Annotated in this window: 14 protein-coding genes; all 14 read right to left on the bottom strand. The window is 60.7% G+C overall.

Annotated features, from left to right (window positions below; all coding sequences use genetic code 11):
- Positions 1 to 16: 16 nt before the first annotated feature.
- The 14 genes from H7C18_RS29835 to H7C18_RS29770 all read right to left on the bottom strand — a co-directional run bounded on the left by H7C18_RS29835 (position 17) and on the right by H7C18_RS29770 (position 14779).
- A complete protein-coding gene (locus tag H7C18_RS29835) occupies positions 17 to 1357 on the bottom strand; it encodes a UDP-glucose dehydrogenase family protein (RefSeq protein ID WP_185132775.1) in 1341 nt (446 codons plus the stop codon).
- 10 nt (positions 1358 to 1367) lie between these two features.
- On the bottom strand, positions 1368 to 2738 hold the full coding sequence (locus H7C18_RS29830) for a sugar phosphate nucleotidyltransferase (protein ID WP_185132774.1): 1371 nt from the start codon (positions 2736 to 2738) through the stop codon (positions 1368 to 1370).
- Complete coding sequence (locus H7C18_RS29825; RefSeq protein ID WP_185132773.1) at positions 2735 to 3709, bottom strand: polysaccharide pyruvyl transferase family protein; 975 nt, start codon at positions 3707 to 3709, stop codon at positions 2735 to 2737. The genes H7C18_RS29830 and H7C18_RS29825 overlap by 4 nt, the downstream gene beginning before the upstream one ends.
- A gap of 43 nt (positions 3710 to 3752) precedes the next feature.
- Positions 3753 to 4304, bottom strand: a complete 552-nt coding sequence (locus H7C18_RS35625; RefSeq protein WP_185132772.1) for an acyltransferase — start codon at positions 4302 to 4304, stop codon at positions 3753 to 3755.
- A 32-nt stretch (positions 4305 to 4336) separates the two neighbouring features.
- Positions 4337 to 5674, bottom strand: a complete 1338-nt coding sequence (locus H7C18_RS29815) for a lipopolysaccharide biosynthesis protein (protein ID WP_238358056.1) — start codon at positions 5672 to 5674, stop codon at positions 4337 to 4339.
- Positions 5675 to 5705: 31 nt separating this feature from the next.
- Positions 5706 to 6593, bottom strand: coding sequence for a glycosyltransferase (locus H7C18_RS29810; protein WP_185132771.1), 888 nt, complete (start codon positions 6591 to 6593; stop codon positions 5706 to 5708).
- Positions 6590 to 7642 carry a glycosyltransferase family 4 protein gene (locus H7C18_RS29805; protein ID WP_185132770.1) on the bottom strand — a complete coding sequence of 351 codons (1053 nt, stop codon included), beginning with the start codon at positions 7640 to 7642 and terminating at the stop codon, positions 6590 to 6592. The genes H7C18_RS29810 and H7C18_RS29805 overlap by 4 nt, the downstream gene beginning before the upstream one ends.
- On the bottom strand, positions 7643 to 8857 hold the full coding sequence (locus H7C18_RS29800; protein ID WP_185132769.1) for a glycosyltransferase family 4 protein: 1215 nt from the start codon (positions 8855 to 8857) through the stop codon (positions 7643 to 7645).
- Positions 8854 to 10194, bottom strand: coding sequence for an O-antigen ligase domain-containing protein (locus H7C18_RS29795; RefSeq protein ID WP_185132768.1), 1341 nt, complete (start codon positions 10192 to 10194; stop codon positions 8854 to 8856). Before H7C18_RS29795 ends, H7C18_RS29800 begins: the two co-directional genes overlap by 4 nt.
- A 17-nt stretch (positions 10195 to 10211) precedes the next feature.
- The gene (locus tag H7C18_RS29790; protein ID WP_185132767.1) at positions 10212 to 11465 is read right to left on the bottom strand and encodes a glycosyltransferase; all 1254 of its coding nucleotides are present in this window, start codon (positions 11463 to 11465) and stop codon (positions 10212 to 10214) included.
- A 106-nt stretch (positions 11466 to 11571) separates the two neighbouring features.
- Positions 11572 to 12264 (bottom strand): sugar transferase, encoded by a 693-nt coding sequence (locus tag H7C18_RS29785; RefSeq protein WP_185132766.1) that lies wholly within the window; start codon positions 12262 to 12264, stop codon positions 11572 to 11574.
- Positions 12248 to 13147 carry a UTP--glucose-1-phosphate uridylyltransferase GalU gene (gene galU, locus H7C18_RS29780; protein WP_185132765.1) on the bottom strand — a complete coding sequence of 300 codons (900 nt, stop codon included), beginning with the start codon at positions 13145 to 13147 and terminating at the stop codon, positions 12248 to 12250. Before galU ends, H7C18_RS29785 begins: the two co-directional genes overlap by 17 nt.
- Positions 13148 to 13401: 254 nt before the next feature.
- The gene (locus H7C18_RS29775; RefSeq protein ID WP_185132764.1) at positions 13402 to 14046 is read right to left on the bottom strand and encodes a CpsD/CapB family tyrosine-protein kinase; all 645 of its coding nucleotides are present in this window, start codon (positions 14044 to 14046) and stop codon (positions 13402 to 13404) included.
- Positions 14027 to 14779 (bottom strand): YveK family protein, encoded by a 753-nt coding sequence (locus tag H7C18_RS29770; protein WP_185132763.1) that lies wholly within the window; start codon positions 14777 to 14779, stop codon positions 14027 to 14029. Before H7C18_RS29770 ends, H7C18_RS29775 begins: the two co-directional genes overlap by 20 nt.
- Positions 14780 to 14976: the final 197 nt, after the last annotated feature.

Below are 14976 nucleotides of genomic sequence, written 5' to 3'. Positions count from 1 at the left end.
TGCCCCCCCTCCCCCTTCAGAATTGGAGAACCGGCATTTCCTCTCTGACCCCTTGGTTCAGGCTGGGACGGCCGATGGAGTAATAGACGAACTCCGTTCCCGCCAGGTCCTCTTCTTTAAATACGTTCCGGCCGTCGATCAGAACCGGCTGCTTCATGGTCGATTGCAGCTGCTGCAAGTCCGCCCGGGCGAATTCCTCCCATTCCGTAAGCAGACAAAGAGCGTCCGCTCCGGCGGCGGCTTCCATCGCATGGTCGCACCAGACGACGCCGCTCTCACCGAACAGACCGCGGAAGTTCGGAAGCGCGATCGGGTCGTACGCCTTCACCTTCACGCCTCGGGCGATCAAGTTCCGCATAATCTCCAGAGCGGGCGCCTCCCGGACATCGTCCGTCTCCGGCTTGAAGGCGAGTCCCCAGACCGCGACCGTCTTCCCGCTCAAGTCCCCGCCGAAAATCGTCTCCAGCTTCTGAACCATGCGAAGCCGCTGGTCCCGGTTCACTTCGACGACCGAGCTGAGCAGCTTGAAGTCGTATTCGACGTGGCCGGCGATCTGGATGAGCGCCCGCGTGTCCTTCGGGAAGCACGATCCGCCGTAGCCGATGCCCGCCTTCAGGAAGGCCGGGCCGATGCGGCGGTCGTAGCCCATTCCCTCGGCGACTTGGGTCACGTCCGCGCCGACCTTCTCGCATATATTCGCAATCTCGTTGATGAACGAAATCTTCGTCGCCAGAAAAGCGTTGGAAGCATATTTGAGCATCTCCGCGCTGCGGATGTCCGTGATCATGATCCGGTCGGTGAGCGGCTTATGCAGCTGCGCGACCTTCTCGGCGGCGGCTCGGGAATCGGACCCGATCACGATCCGGTCCGGCTTGAGCGTGTCCCGGACGGCCGAGCCTTCCCGCAGGAATTCCGGCAGCGACACGCTGTCGAACGGCATGTCCGTCCGCGACCGGATCCGATCGCGAACCCGTTCGTTCGTGCCGACGGGAACGGTGCTCTTCACGGCGACGATCGCGTAGCCGTCCAGCGCATCCGCGATCTCGTCCGCTGCGCCGTCGATGTAGCTGAGATCCGCCTCGCCGCTCGGCAGCGGCGGCGTGCCGACCGCGATGACGACGAGATCCGTCCCGCGGACGGCCTCCTTCAGGTCGCCCGTGAAGCGAAGGCGGCCGGCGGCGGTATTCCGCGCCGAGAGTTCCTCCAGCCCGGGCTCGTAGATCGGGATGAGGCCGCTTCGCAAGGCGGTGATCTTGGATGAATCCTTGTCGACGCAGACGACCGTGTGCCCAAGCTCCGCATAGCAGATGCCCGATACGAGTCCGACGTAGCCGGTGCCAATTACCGTAATGTTCATTGGATCCCTCCTAAACCTGGCAAAGTTGGACGATCTCGTCCCATTGAAGCTCCAATCGAACGATATCCTCCTCAACCAGCATCGTTCCGGTCTGCACCTCGACGATCTCCAGATCGCTCTCCGCCCGTACGCTGTGACGGCACTCCTTCGGCACAAGAAGAACGTCGCCGGCCGTCAGGGTCCGCATCCGCCCGTCCAGAACGACCGTTCCCCGTCCGGCCACGACCGTCCATACCTCGTCGCGAAGACTGTGGTACTGGTAGCTCAAGTTTTTGCCGGCCGCGATGAAGATCCGCTTCGTCAGCACTTCCCGGCCGTCCGGGTAAACCGCGTAATCCAGCACCCGGTAGCGGCCCCAGCGCCGTTCCTCGTACATGGGCCGCTGCTCCGAATGCTTCAGCATGTCCTTGACCAGCGGGCTTAAGCTCTTGTCCGCCACGAGGATGCCGTCGGGGCTCGCCGCCACGATGACGTCGGACAAGCCCAGCACGGCGATCGGAACTTCCAGCTCGTTGATGACGTGGGCGTTCGCCGTATGCTCCGAGACCATTCCTTTGCCGATAACCGGGGTCTTGATCTCCTCGGTCAGCGTGTTCCAGGTGCCGAGATCCTTCCACTCGCCCTCGTAACGGACCGCCGCTATCCGATTCGCCCGCTCGACCACCTCGTAGTCGAAGCTGATCGCCGGAAGCGAGCCGTACCGCTTGCGCATCTCCTCGTAATGGATCGGAAGCTCGTAGGCCATCAGCAGGTTGACGAGCAGGTCCAGCTTGAACGCGAACACGCCGCAGTTCCACAGCGCGCCCTCCCGGATCATCTCCTCCGCTTCTTCCCGTCCGGGCTTCTCGCGGAACTCGCGAACCTCCAGGAACGAGCGGCCTGAACCGTCTGCCCGCTTGGGAACGATGTATCCGTACTTCTCGGACGGATACGTCGGTTGGACGCCGATGAGCGCCATATCCGCGCCCGAAGTGTCCAGCGCCTCTTCCAGCTGCGCCAGCTGCCGGAAAAAATCGCCGTCGACGTACGGATCGACCGGCATGACGACGACCGTCTCGTTCAGGCCCACGCCCTCCATGGCGTACAGATACGTCGCCGCCAGGGCGATCGCCGGGAACGTGTCTCTTCGTTCCGGCTCGTCGATCAGCTGCACGTCGCTGCCCAACTGGCCGTAGATCAGCTCCACCTGGGATTTGCCCGTCGCCACGTAAGCTCGGTCCTGCAGGCCGGCTTCGCCGAGCTGTCTCCATACCCGCTGAACCATGGATTCCGGCTGTCCGGACGGATCCTTCAGCACTTTCAGGAACTGCTTCGAACGGGAATCGTTGGACAGCGGCCACAGCCGTTTGCCCGAGCCGCCCGACAGAAGAACGATCTTCATGCCATTCCCTCCTTTTTGTCATTCGCCGGTTCGGCCAGCAGCTTAGCCGAGGCGATGCCATTCGTCCAAGTGCGGAAGTAATTCGCGTTCTTGCCGTAGGCGTTGTCGATCAGCACGTGCGGCTTGTCCATCAGGCAGGACAGGATATGCCCGTGGAGCCGCGAAGTTTGAACGGTGCGGTAGCGCGCGAACCGGTCGACCGCCTTGCGCACCAGGCGGTCGGTATACTTGCCCCACATCGAACCGACCGGAATTCGGCCTTTCCCCTTGCGAAGCACCAAGCCGAAAGCGCGGATCGAGCGCTGTTCCGCGCGGCTGTAGAGCGTCGGCCAGTCCAGGCAGTCGCCGGCGCCGGAAGCTTCCAGCCGTTCCTGCCCGGCCGTCTTCTCGATGTCGGTCCGCAGGAAGCGCAGCAGCTCTTTGTCGGGACCGGACCGGCTGCGGATCGGCCACAGCTGATGCGCCATGTCCGGAGACAGATAGACGCGGCATTGTCTGAACTTGTCCTTCGCCATCTCCAGAGACAGCGTATCGCGGACGTACAGATGCACGTCCGGGTGCCGGTTCAGAATGTCCGCCGTCTTGTCGAACTCGGATACGCTCTTGTAGAAGATCGTCTGCGGCAGCATGACGACGCGATGGCCGGGATAATTCATGACGATCTTCTCCCGCAGTTTCTGGTGAACCGGGTACAAGTCGCCGAAGTTGCCTCCGCCGTGCAGCACGATAATATGATTGTTCGGAATAGACAGACGGTCCGGGAAGTCCAGCACGCTGTAGCGCGCCCGGACCCGGATGCGGTATTCTTTGAAAAAAGCTTCGGTTCCTTTCATAATCAACAGATCGCCGCCGTTCCCGTGCACCGGATAATCGATATAGTAGATGTCCGAGCCCGGCGGGATCACGTCCAGAATTTGCCGAAGCCGCTGCTTCAGCTCATCCATCGGATGGGCTTTTGTCGCGGTGTTCATGTTCCATGTCTCCTTCGCGCGCGTCGATTTGCCGGACTCCCGTTCACAGGGACCAGCTTACGTTCTCCCGGACGACCCTCGCCGGGACCCCCGCCACGAGCGTCCGGGCCGGCACGTCCTTGGACACGACCGCCCCGGCCGCCACGACGGCTCCCCGGCCGATCGTCACGCCCTTCAGAATGGTCGCCTTGCTGCCGATCCACACATGGTCGCCGATGACCACCGGAAGAGTCGTCTCCGAACCTTCCAGGACGTGGTAGTCGGTATCCGTGATGGTCACGTCCCAGGAGATGGCGCAATGGCTGCCGATCTTCACGTGCCGCTTGCACATGATCTCGCTTCTTCGGTTGAGGAACGTGTGGTCGCCGATCTCGATCACGGCTTCCGCCGAATCCAGGAAAAATCCGGTATGCCGATGAAGGATGACCCGGCTCCCGATGATCAGCCGGGCGCTTCGCGTCTTCGACACCCTCACCGGACCGCACACTCTCAGCATCCTGCCGCCATGATCCACTTTCCTTCGGAAAAAGGCGCCGCGAAGCAGGCGGTAACCGTATCTCGCATATTCCTTCGCGCTTCTGCCTCGCCTTTGCATCTTGCGTTGCCGTCCTTCCCCTAATGTCAACTTTACGCCGCCCGCGACAACCGCCCCCGCAGGAAGCGCCAATCGCTCTTATCGAAGATGACGCCCGATACCGGCGCTTTGAAGACGATCTTCATCGCCGCGACCGTAATCACAAGCCGGCTGACCGAGCCGAACAGCAGCGCCAAGGCGATGCCGTTCAGGCCGTAAGACGGGGCGAGGACGAACATCAGCCCGACCGTCAGCGCCAGGGCGATCGCTTGCCTCACCGCGACCAGGCCGGGACGTCCCATCGCATTGAAAGAGGATGCCAGAATCCACGAGCCTCCTCCGATAATGCACTCCACGGCGAGAAGATCGAATGCCGTCCCCGCCTCGAGGAAAGCCTTCCCGTACAGCAGCCCCAGCAGATAGCGCCCGATGAGGATGCCGGGTACGAGCGAGGCGCACATCAGCACGAACGACAGCCGGAACGCCCGGCAGACCGTCTCGACGATTTTTTCCTGCGACATTCCGGTCACCTTCGGAAAGACGACGCCCGTAACGGCGGTCTGAACGACGTTGAACACGCGGGACAGCGTGTATACGACCGTATACAGGCCGAATTCTCTCGGCGCAAGCAGCGTGAGAATAATCAGCTTGTCGCATTGGGAATACAGCGTTCCGAGCAGCTCGACGCCGTACACCCTGCCGCCGTAACCGAACAGCGACTTGATCGCTCCCCGGTTCGCGAACTTGCCGAACCAGCCGAAGGTCAATTCCCGCCTCAACCGGTACAACGACCAACAGACGACGAGAAGGCTGGTGCCGAAGTAGACGAACGCGCCGGAACTCTGTCCCAGAGCTCCGCACGCCCACAGCGCCGCCAATCCGACCATGTTGCTCAGGGGCACGTACAGCCGCAGGCCGTTGTACAGGTTGAAGTTCTCCATGGCTTGCGCCAGCGCCGACAGCAGGTTCACGGCCAGCAGCAGCGGGATCATGATGACGGTGTACCACTGGGCGATGCGGACGATCGCGTCCGGATAGTTCCCGAGCCAAGCGGGAAGCCCGATCCAGGCGACAATCCCGGCCAGCAGGCTGATCGGCAGTTGGATCAGGAAGCTGGCCCGCACGAAATCCGCGCCGAGATTCGGATGCGACTTCCGGTTGAAGATCAGGGAAGTCGGCAGCCCGAAGCTGAGCACGCCCGCGAGCAGCGTCGGCCAGAACAGAATCGCCGAGAATTCGCCTTTGCCCTCCACGCCGAACCAACGCGCCGTCGCGATGGAAGACAGCGTGCTCAGCACCATGATGAGCAGATTGGCGGCGCTTGTCCGCACGATCGCCTGCATGGCGCCCCGTCCGGATAGAAGACGTTTGAAGCCAAGCGGTTTAACCATCTTTGCCAACTTCCTTACCGTCCGATTTTGTTCATTGATGCGCTCGCAGCACGCCCCGGATCAGCCCGTTGTTGTATGCGATGCGGCTGATGTTGCGGAATACCCGCCTCCTGTCGTACAAAAACGGAATCGAGAGCAGGACGAACAGCGGCACCTTCAGCATCGACCGGACGAAGATGCCCGATTTGCGATGCGAGCCGACCGCGCTGCTGACTCCCTGCCAATAGATGCGGCGAATGAGCCAGCGCCGGCTGATGCGGCTTCGCGGAATTTTGTGCTGCACCGATGCGTACGGAGAATAGTAGACCGTATAGCGGCCGCGAACCCGTTCGATCAGCTCGCTCTCCTCGCTGGAGAGCAGGTTGCTTCCGACCCGGCCCAAGTCTTCCCGGAACAAGTCGGTCGTCTCGAACACCGATTTGCGGAACGCCACGTTGGCGCCGAACGGAATCGCGGGCCTTTGCATCTCCACAATGTCGTCCGCGTAGTCAAGAATGGTATAAAGCGTCCGATTTTCCGGAGGCAGCCAGGCAGGCGCCCCCCCTTCCCAGACGGGGTCGATCTTGCCCCCGACGCAGCCGATCTCCGGGTCCATGTCGAACACCGAGACGATCTCGCCGACCCAATCCTCGCAAGCGATCGCGTCGTCGTCGAGAAAGAGCACGTATTCGCCCCGCGCTTCGCGGATGGCGCGGTTCCGGGCGACGGAGAGGCCCAGCCGTTCTTCGAAAATATAGCGAACCGGAAAGCTTACGGATTGCTGAAACTCCCGAACGGTCTGTTTCGTCGCGTCGGTGGAGCCGTTGTCCACCACGATCACTTCGAACGAATCCTCCAGCCGCTGCGACAACAGGCTGAGCAGCGCTTCGCGCAAGTCCGCGGCCCGATTGTGGGTACAGATCGCAACCGACGCCCTCATGCTCTCACCTCTTGCCGCGCCGAACCGTCCGCCGAACCGTCGTAGACGCGCATCATCTTGCCGGCGATCCGGTCCCAGTCCAGTTCTCCGAGCTTCGCCTCAATTCGCTTCTCCGTCTCTTCCTTGTCCAGCTTCGCGGCCTCGAGGAGAGCCTTGCGCAGCCCGTCCGGATCGTCGGGGTCGTACAGGACGCCGCAGCCCTCGGACACGTACTCGCCGAGCGAGCCGAGTCTCGGCGCGACGACCGGTTTTTTGTAGGACAAGGCCAGAATGGCGCTGCCGGACGTCGTAATCTGCCGGTAAGGCAGCACGACCGCATCGGCCGCCTCCATAAAGTCGCTCAGCTCGCCGTCGTCCACGAACTCGGGATGCACCTTGATCGAGTCGTCGCCGGCAGCGAGCGATTCGAGAGGGTAGCCCGAATCGGCTTGTCCCGCGATGAGCAAGGCTCCCGTTCCGGGCTCCAGCCGGCGATAAGCCTCGATCAGCCGATCGACGCCTTTGTAAGGGTTGATTCGGCCGATGAAGAGAAAGAGGAACCGGTCCCTCGGAATGCCGAACCGGGAACGGATATCCGTCCCGCGGCCGGAGTATGCGCCCACGTAATGGCCGTGCGGCGTAACGACCAGCCGGTCCTCGCGGGTCCCGAACGCGGCGGCGGCTTCCCGCCGGACCGAGTCGCTCAGCACGAACGCCGAGTCGCACAGCCGGAGCAGCCTCCTTCGCATGAGAGCGTCCCAGCGCGACTTGCCGTTATGGGGCCAGATATTATGGATCGTCCAGTACAGCCGCACTCCCCTGCTCTTGTAGGCGTAAAGCAGCGCCATGAAAAACAGCGATTTCGCCAGCGTAAGCGGGAAGACCGACGCCTGATACGTGTAGCTCGGCCAATGCATATGAACGATGTCCCCCTTGCCCGGCTTGAACATCGCCTTGCGGTCGTAATGCGCGACCCGGAGCCCGCGCCGCTCGATCGAGCGCGAGAGCAGCTCCGTATACTTGTTGTGCGGACTGATCTTGGGCCACATATAAACGGTCTTCTCGCTCATCTACTGCACCTGCCCGTATGCGGCCGAAACCGCGTAATCGCCGCCGCCGGACAGCGTCCTGGCGTACAGCTCCAAATGCCGCTCCAGGAGCGAGGCCTGGGTGAACTTCCGGCAGTGCTCCAGGCAGGCCGCCTGAATCCGCCGTTTCTGTTCCGCGGACTTGACGTGGTAAGCCATGATTTTATCTCGAATGGCGGTCGCGCTTCCCGGCCGGAACAGAAATTCGTCCGGGCTTGCGACGGCGTCTGGGATGCCGCCCACGGCCGAAGCGTACACCGGCGTTCCGACCTGGTACGACTCGATGATGACCCGGCCGAACGGCTCCTCCCAGATGGACGGGACGAAGTTCGCGTCCATCTCCGCCATGAGACGGCGGGCTTCCTCCGGCTTCACTTTGCCGGGGAACCGGAAGCGGTTATCCTGACGGCAGCTTGCCGCAAGCTCCTCCCGCTGGCTTCCCTCTCCACAGATGACCACGCTCTCCACGACGTCCGGCGGAAGCATCCGCGCGGCTTCGATCATCTCGCGAACGCCCTTCTCCGGCTCGATCCGGCCGAAGTAGCCGATGCGCAGCGGCTTGCGGTCGAAGTCCTTGTCCGCGGCGGCGATCCTGCCCTCCACCGCGTTCGGAATGACCAGCCTCGCCGCCTTCGAGAACAGTCCGGCGTCCGTGTGGCGCTTCAGAATATGCCCCGAAATGCCGACGACCGCCGCGACCCGTTTGCTGAACCCGCCGGACGTCATCGCGTAAAGCTTCGCCAGCGCCGGGTTGCCGAGCGGCGAACTGACCGGCGAGAGCAGCGAATAGTCCCGCAGCGTATGCAGGATCGGCGCGCCGGCGCTCGCCGTCCAGACGCCGGGGCCGAAGCCCGACAGGTTCTGGGTATGAATCAGATCCGGCCGCAGCTCCCGCAGCAGCTTCCCCGCGGCGCCGATGATCCGCGGATTGTACAGATCGACCAGCCTGCGAACGGTCTTCGGCAGCACGCCCTTCCCTTTCGACTCGCCGATCCAGTACAGATTATGGTGCGGAAGCCGGTGCACGGTGACGCCCGCGATCGTTTCCTTCCGAACGCTTCCGCTTCGATGCCCTCCCAAGGTCATCACGTGAACGTCCGCAACCGGGACGAGCGCTTCCGCCAAGATTTGCGTCGATATTTCCGCCCCGCCGATAATGTGAGGCGTGTATAAGCTGCTCACGATGACGATTCTCATGCGGTTCGTTGCCACTCCTTCCCGTCTTGCGTTTCCTGCCGCTCCGCCTGTCCGGCCTGCCATCCCTCGAAAAATCCGCACCGAATGAAGCCGATCAGCAGCCAGAAGTCCACGAAGGAGTAGGAATCGAAATTCATGACCAGCGAAACGCATAACGCAAACGCGAATTGGGCGAACGGAGCCGCTCGCGAGCTTCGCAATGCCGAAGCCATGAATCCGAAAAACAAAATGACGCCTATCATTCCTTCTTCCGCGAACAGCTTGGACCAAAGATTGCGCGAGGTCACCATCTCGGGATGAAGGTTCACGAGATCTCTGACCTCCGAGAACTTCATGCCGTAATCGAAATGCTGAAGGAGAAGATTCGCGAAGTCGCGGTAATAAAAGCCGCCCCCGACCCCGAAGATCGGATGCTGCGCAAACTCGAGAAAGCCGATGGCCGGAAATACGACCCGGATGAATACCGAATTGTCGGCCTTGAGCAGGTGGTTGAAGTTGAATTGGAACCGGTCGGTGAAATAGCCGCTGACATGGAGCGTCTGCAGCAGATACGGCACGCCCACCGCCACGACCAGAACGATGGCGCCCAGCGCGAGCAGCATTCGCCCCCGATACTTGTTCGCGACGAACACGTAGACGAGCAGCGCCAGCAGCAGCACGCTATAGGCGTAGGCCGAGAATGAAATGACCAGAAGCAATCCGACGCCGGACAGCGGAAGGAGGAGCTGCTTCCGGAATCCTTTTCCGTAGAGATAAAGCAGCAGCAGCCCGCCGCTGAGCAGATGGATGCCGGCCCACGACGGTTCCCCCGACAGCATCTGAATCCGTCCGCGGTATACCTTCTCCGAGAACAGTCCGGTTACCGTCCCGGAGAAGCCGCTGTGAAGCAGATACGCGTCCGCCGCCTGCAGCAGCCCCGCCGCCAAAGGCGGGATGAAGCCGATCAGCAAGCATTGGACGATCCGCCTCCGCAGCTCCCCGTCCTCCTTCGCCAGCTTGCCTACATAGACGGTTACCCGATAAATCGACAGCCCGAACAGCAGCGTCACCGTATGCTTGATGCTGCTGCCCGTGTCGCCGTTCCCGATCGAAGCCAGCAGCGAATGCCCGACGCTGTAAGCGGCGAAGAGCATGAGCAGCGAATCTCCCCGCCGGAACCGGAAGTCGGTAAACAGCAGCAGCACGGAGGCGGCGAACATCGGAAACATGGCGAGCGGGCGATAGACCGAGAACTGAAAGTACGGCAAGCTGTCGTAGGTGAAGACCGCCAGCGAGCACAAGAACAAAGCGACGATCGTCTTGTTGACGGCGTCGCTTCCCATGGCCCGTCCGGGCATCAGATTGCGTTCGGCTGCTAAGATAAGATCAACTCCATGTTCTTGCGGGTGGCGGGGCCGCTGAACCGGCTCGACACGTACCGGATCGAATTGCCCGACAGATGGTCGTTCGTTTCCTTGTCTCCCATCAGAAGAATGACGCTCCTCACCATCTCGTCTTCCGAGTCGCAGATGAAGAGATCTTCTCCATGATGAACGTCAAGCCCCTCGCTTCCGATTCGGTTGGTTACGACCGGCACTCCCCAGGACATCGCTTCGAGAATCTTCGTCTTGATTCCGGTTCCGAACAGCAGAGGCGCTACCATGAGCGCGGAATCGCGGACGATCCGCTTGACGTCGTCCACCTCGCCGGTCACGACCACGCCCGGATACTTGCTCTGCAGCTGCCGCACCTCGGCGGTCGGGTTTTTCCCGACGATGTAGAACGCCGCGTCCGGCATTTCGCGCTTGATGCGCGGCCAGATCCGCTCGCAGAAATAAACGGCCGCGGAGCTGTTGTGCGGGATGTCCATCTTGCCGACGAATACGAGCTTGTTGGGGTCGTAACGGCGGGAGCCTCGCGCGTGCGCGTCCGGCTCGACCTTCATCGGAATGCCGTGGCAGGAATCGTGGCGGGTCACTTCCCGGAAATCCAGAGCTTCGGCGGGGGAGGTAAAGATCAGATGATCGAAATGATCGGCCACCTTCTTCTCGTAACGGCGCAGCATCTCGCTCTCGAAGGCGATCAGCCGTTTCTGCACGAATTTGAGCTCCGCGAACCGCTTGAGACTTCCGGGCAGCTTGTTCGAGAAGCCTCCGAGAATGGACGGAATGTACTGGAACCAATCGAGCTGCCGCTTATACCGGCGCGACAGCAGATCGTCGTAGCTGAGCACCGTCCGGCCTTTTCCTTCCGACCAATACTCCGCTACCCTGACCATGTCGTAGAGAACGAAATCCGGCTGTTCCTCCCGGATAAACTCGCGGATCTGCCGATGCGTCTTCCGGCTGTAATAGGCGGAGACCTGCAGCGGCCATCTTCTGCGGATCAGCGAATGAACGAGGACGTTGTACAGCTTCTCGACCATGCCCGGCAGCTTCAAGTCCGCAAGCCGGCCGATCTCCGGCGGACGGTGCCGCATGTATTTCGGATCGTCTATGAACGACAAGTTGACGATCTCGCTGTCCGGATAGATTTCCTTCATGTGCCGGATATACTGCAGCAGCATGTTCTTCCGCCCGTCCGTGGCGGGAAACGGCAGCCGGTTCGTAATAAACAGTATTTTCTTCATCTGTCCCCACCCCGTCTGTTAAATAACCCCGCAAAGCGGGGCTTGGCTTCGAAGCATGCTCAGGTACTTTGCGGGGACCCCGGGAAACTTATACTTTCGTTATAGATCAAAAAGCGTCCTTCGCTCCAAGCAGCAGCTTGAAAGTACGAAATATGATCTTCAAATCCCCCCAAATGCTTCTTTGCCGAATGTACTGCAGATCAAGCTCCACCATCTGTTCGAAGCTGAGCTCGTTGCGGCCGTTGACTTGCCATAGGCCGGTACAGCCCGAATGAACCGTCAGCCGGAGCTTGTCGTATTCCGTGTATTCCGCCACCTCCCTCGGCAGCGGCGGCCGGGGGCCGACCAGCGACATCTCTCCTTTGAGCACGTTGAACAGCTGCGGCAGCTCGTCGATGCTCGTCTTCCGGATGAACCGTCCGATCTTGGTGATCCGCGGATCGTCCTTCATCTTGAACATCGCGCCTTTGATTTCGTTCTGGCTCAGCAGCTGCTCCAGCTTCTTCTCCGCATCGGGAACCATGGAGCGAAATTTGTACATTCGGAAGGGCTTCGCGTTCTTGCCGATCCGCGTTTGCGAGAACATCACCGGAGACTTCGGATCGTCCAGCTTGATGAGCAGGGCGACGACGGTAAACACCGGCGAGAGCACGATCAGGCCGCAAAGGGAGCCTGCGACGTCCATCGTTCGTTTGGCGGCGCCGTAGAACGCCATATTGCCGCCGCCCTGCGCTTCAAGCCGCGTTTGCTCGAACTCCGCCACCTGGCTGGCCGTTTCCCGTTCATACCGCAGGGCCATGGCCGCCACTCACTTTCTCGCGCCAAAGAAGCTCTTCCAGATGATTCATCAGACTGTACTTCAGCTCTTCGTTGCGAAGCGCGAAATCGACTGTCGTCAGGATAAATCCGAGCTTCTCCCCGACATCGTAACGCATGCCTTCGAAATCGTACGCGTAGGCGCCGACCTCTTCGTTCAGCTTCTGAATCGCGTCCGTCAATTGAATTTCTCCGCCCGCTCCGGCTTCCAGCTTGCCCAGATGCTCGAAGATTTCGGGCGTCAGCACATAGCGTCCCATGATGGCCAGGTTCGACGGCGCCGTTCCTTGCGGAGGCTTCTCCACGAAGCGGCGAACCTTGTACAGCCGGCCGCGCTTCTCGATCGGGTCCAGAATACCGTAACGGCTCGTCTGATCCGTGCCTACGGCTTGAACGCCGACGACAGGCCGTCCCGTCAGCTCGTACTGGCGGATCAGCTGCTGCGTGCACGGCGTTTCGGACTGCACGATGTCGTCGCCGAGCAGTACGGCGAACGGCTCGTTGCCGATAAAGTTGCGCGCGCACCATACGGCATGTCCGAGGCCTTTGGCTTCTTTCTGCCGGATGTAGTGAATCTCGACGTTGGACGATTGCTGGACTTTGTTCAGAAGATCGAACTTGCCCTTCTCTTCCAGCGTGTGTTCCAGTTCAAAAGCGATGTCGAAATGGTCCTCGATCGCCCGTTTTCCTTTGCCGGTGACGACGATGATGTCCTCAATCCCGGATTCGATCGCTTCTTCGACGATGTACTGGATCGTCGGCTTATCGACGATCGGCAGCATTTCTTTGGGCATCGCCTTGGTGGCGGGCAAGAAACGGGTTCCCAAGCCAGCAGCGGGAATAATCGCTTTCCGCACTTTTTTCATTCGCTCTCACCCCATCTAGTAGGACCGATAAAAAGACGGCGCCTTGCGGGCGGATCATTTTTCCCGCCCCGGCGCCGCCTTTTACAGGTCATCTTTTTCTGTATCAAATAAAAATGGGCATCGAACCCGCCCTCACGCCACACCCTTGACGATGAACGTCTAAGGTCTGTTTGACCCACAGCATGGCCGAGTGCCTCCGGTGATAAAGGAGCAGGAGACATTTCCTTCCCTTCCGGGATTAACGCCGACTCGCGTCAGCGGCTTGTCTGATTGAAGACCGCGCCGATCACTTTGACCCGTCCGGATTCCAGCGTTTCCTTCGCCTTCGCGGCCGCATCGAACTTCGTTTTGCCCCGGCGGACGACGAGCACCGCGCCGTCGCATTTGTCGGCCACGATCAGAGCGTCCGCGCCTGCCGCCATCGACGGCGTGTCGAGGATGACGATGTCGTACCGCCGCTTCGCTTCCTCGAGCAGTTCCTCCATCGCCGCCGAATCCAGCAGCTCGGTCGGATTGGAGGGGGTCGGACCGGAACAGACCACTTCAAGTCCGTCGAATTCCGACGTCCGGATGATCTCGTTGATTCCGCAACGCCCGGACAGCGCCGTGCTTAAGCCTCTGTCGTTCTCCAGCTCGAAGATCCGGTGAAGAACGGGAGATCTCAAATCCGAATCGAGCAGCAGCACGTTCCGGTTCGCCTGTGCGTACGCAATCGCCAGATTGGCGGAAGCGGTGCTCTTCCCTTCGCCGGGTTCCGCCGACGCGATCGCGATCGTCTTCGCTCCGCCGTCTCGGCCCGCCATCTCGATGCCCGTTCGCAATCTCCGATACATCTCGGCCGCGGGCGATTTCGGATTCGTTCCGGCAACGATCCCTCGCTTACGCATCCAACGTGACATGACTTTTCCTCCCCGGTGCGCTTGTCGGCTTCTGGAGGTCGACGCGATCGCCCAGATCGCGCCGCCTCATTCTCGGCACGTCCGCAAGCAGAGACAGGCCCAATCTTGCGACATCCCGGTCAGTCTTGACCGAATCGTCCATACGGTCCAGCAGAAAGGCGAGTCCGACGCCGATCATGAGAGACAAGATGAACGCGATCGCGACGATCTTGGTCGGGCTGGACGAGATCGATCCGTGCTTCTCCGCCGGGTCCGCCCAGTTGAGTACGGACACGTTGTCCAGCTTCATCAGCGCGCGAATCTCCGTCTGGAACGTGGCCGATACCGCATTCGCCAGCTTCGCCGCCCGGACATAGGAGGAATCCGTTACGGTGACCGACATGAGCTGCGTTTCGCTGGCGGAAGCGACGCTGAGCTTGGCTCCGAGTTCTCCGGCCGTCGTATGGAGATCGGGATATTGCTCCACGACCTTGTTCAAGATTCTCGGGGTGGTCATGATTTGCTTATACGTCTTGATGAGCAGGATGCTGGAACTGATCGCTTCCGAATTCGGCTCCGTTTGGGGCTTGCCCGATGTATCGTTCGAGTTGACCATCAGCTGCACGGTCGCTTGATATTCCGGCTTCGTCATGCGGCTCGCATAGAGGCCCGCGACTCCGCAGACGACGACAATGACGAGCGCGATCAGCCAAATTCTTCTCTGGACGATGCTCCAATACCGTTGTAATTCCAAAGAGATTTCCTCCAGATATCAGAATTTTCTGATTAATTTTAGGGCGAACGTTGCCTGAACGGCTCTTTCCCCGTTGCCGGGAGGCCGTTCTCCTCTTCGTTATGCTTCTATTATAAAACGTGCGCGTTACCTAAAACTATTACGCGGCAGGATGATTTTGCTTCTTCTTCGGAAGCATATCACCCTGCCGCTTTCGT

This window comes from Cohnella zeiphila (assembly GCF_014212055.1).
Taxonomy (GTDB): Bacteria; Bacillota; Bacilli; order Paenibacillales; family Paenibacillaceae; genus Cohnella; species Cohnella zeiphila.
This window is presented reverse-complemented; position numbering and strand designations above follow the sequence as displayed.

Bases quoted from the DNA above. Each gene is read 5' to 3' on its own strand.
- H7C18_RS29835 (WP_185132775.1), bottom strand. From the start codon at position 1,357: ATGAACATTACGGTAATTGGCACCGGCTACGTCGGACTCGTATCGGGC.
- H7C18_RS29830 (WP_185132774.1), bottom strand. From the start codon at position 2,738: ATGAAGATCGTTCTTCTGTCGGGCGGCTCGGGCAAACGGCTGTGGCCG.
- H7C18_RS29825 (WP_185132773.1), bottom strand. From the start codon at position 3,709: ATGAACACCGCGACAAAAGCCCATCCGATGGATGAGCTGAAGCAGCGG.
- H7C18_RS35625 (WP_185132772.1), bottom strand. From the start codon at position 4,304: ATGCAAAGGCGAGGCAGAAGCGCGAAGGAATATGCGAGATACGGTTAC.
- H7C18_RS29815 (WP_238358056.1), bottom strand. From the start codon at position 5,674: ATGGTTAAACCGCTTGGCTTCAAACGTCTTCTATCCGGACGGGGCGCC.
- H7C18_RS29810 (WP_185132771.1), bottom strand. From the start codon at position 6,593: ATGAGGGCGTCGGTTGCGATCTGTACCCACAATCGGGCCGCGGACTTG.
- H7C18_RS29805 (WP_185132770.1), bottom strand. From the start codon at position 7,642: ATGAGCGAGAAGACCGTTTATATGTGGCCCAAGATCAGTCCGCACAAC.
- H7C18_RS29800 (WP_185132769.1), bottom strand. From the start codon at position 8,857: ATGAGAATCGTCATCGTGAGCAGCTTATACACGCCTCACATTATCGGC.
- H7C18_RS29795 (WP_185132768.1), bottom strand. From the start codon at position 10,194: ATGCCCGGACGGGCCATGGGAAGCGACGCCGTCAACAAGACGATCGTC.
- H7C18_RS29790 (WP_185132767.1), bottom strand. From the start codon at position 11,465: ATGAAGAAAATACTGTTTATTACGAACCGGCTGCCGTTTCCCGCCACG.
- H7C18_RS29785 (WP_185132766.1), bottom strand. From the start codon at position 12,264: ATGGCCCTGCGGTATGAACGGGAAACGGCCAGCCAGGTGGCGGAGTTC.
- galU (WP_185132765.1), bottom strand. From the start codon at position 13,147: ATGAAAAAAGTGCGGAAAGCGATTATTCCCGCTGCTGGCTTGGGAACC.
- H7C18_RS29775 (WP_185132764.1), bottom strand. From the start codon at position 14,046: ATGTCACGTTGGATGCGTAAGCGAGGGATCGTTGCCGGAACGAATCCG.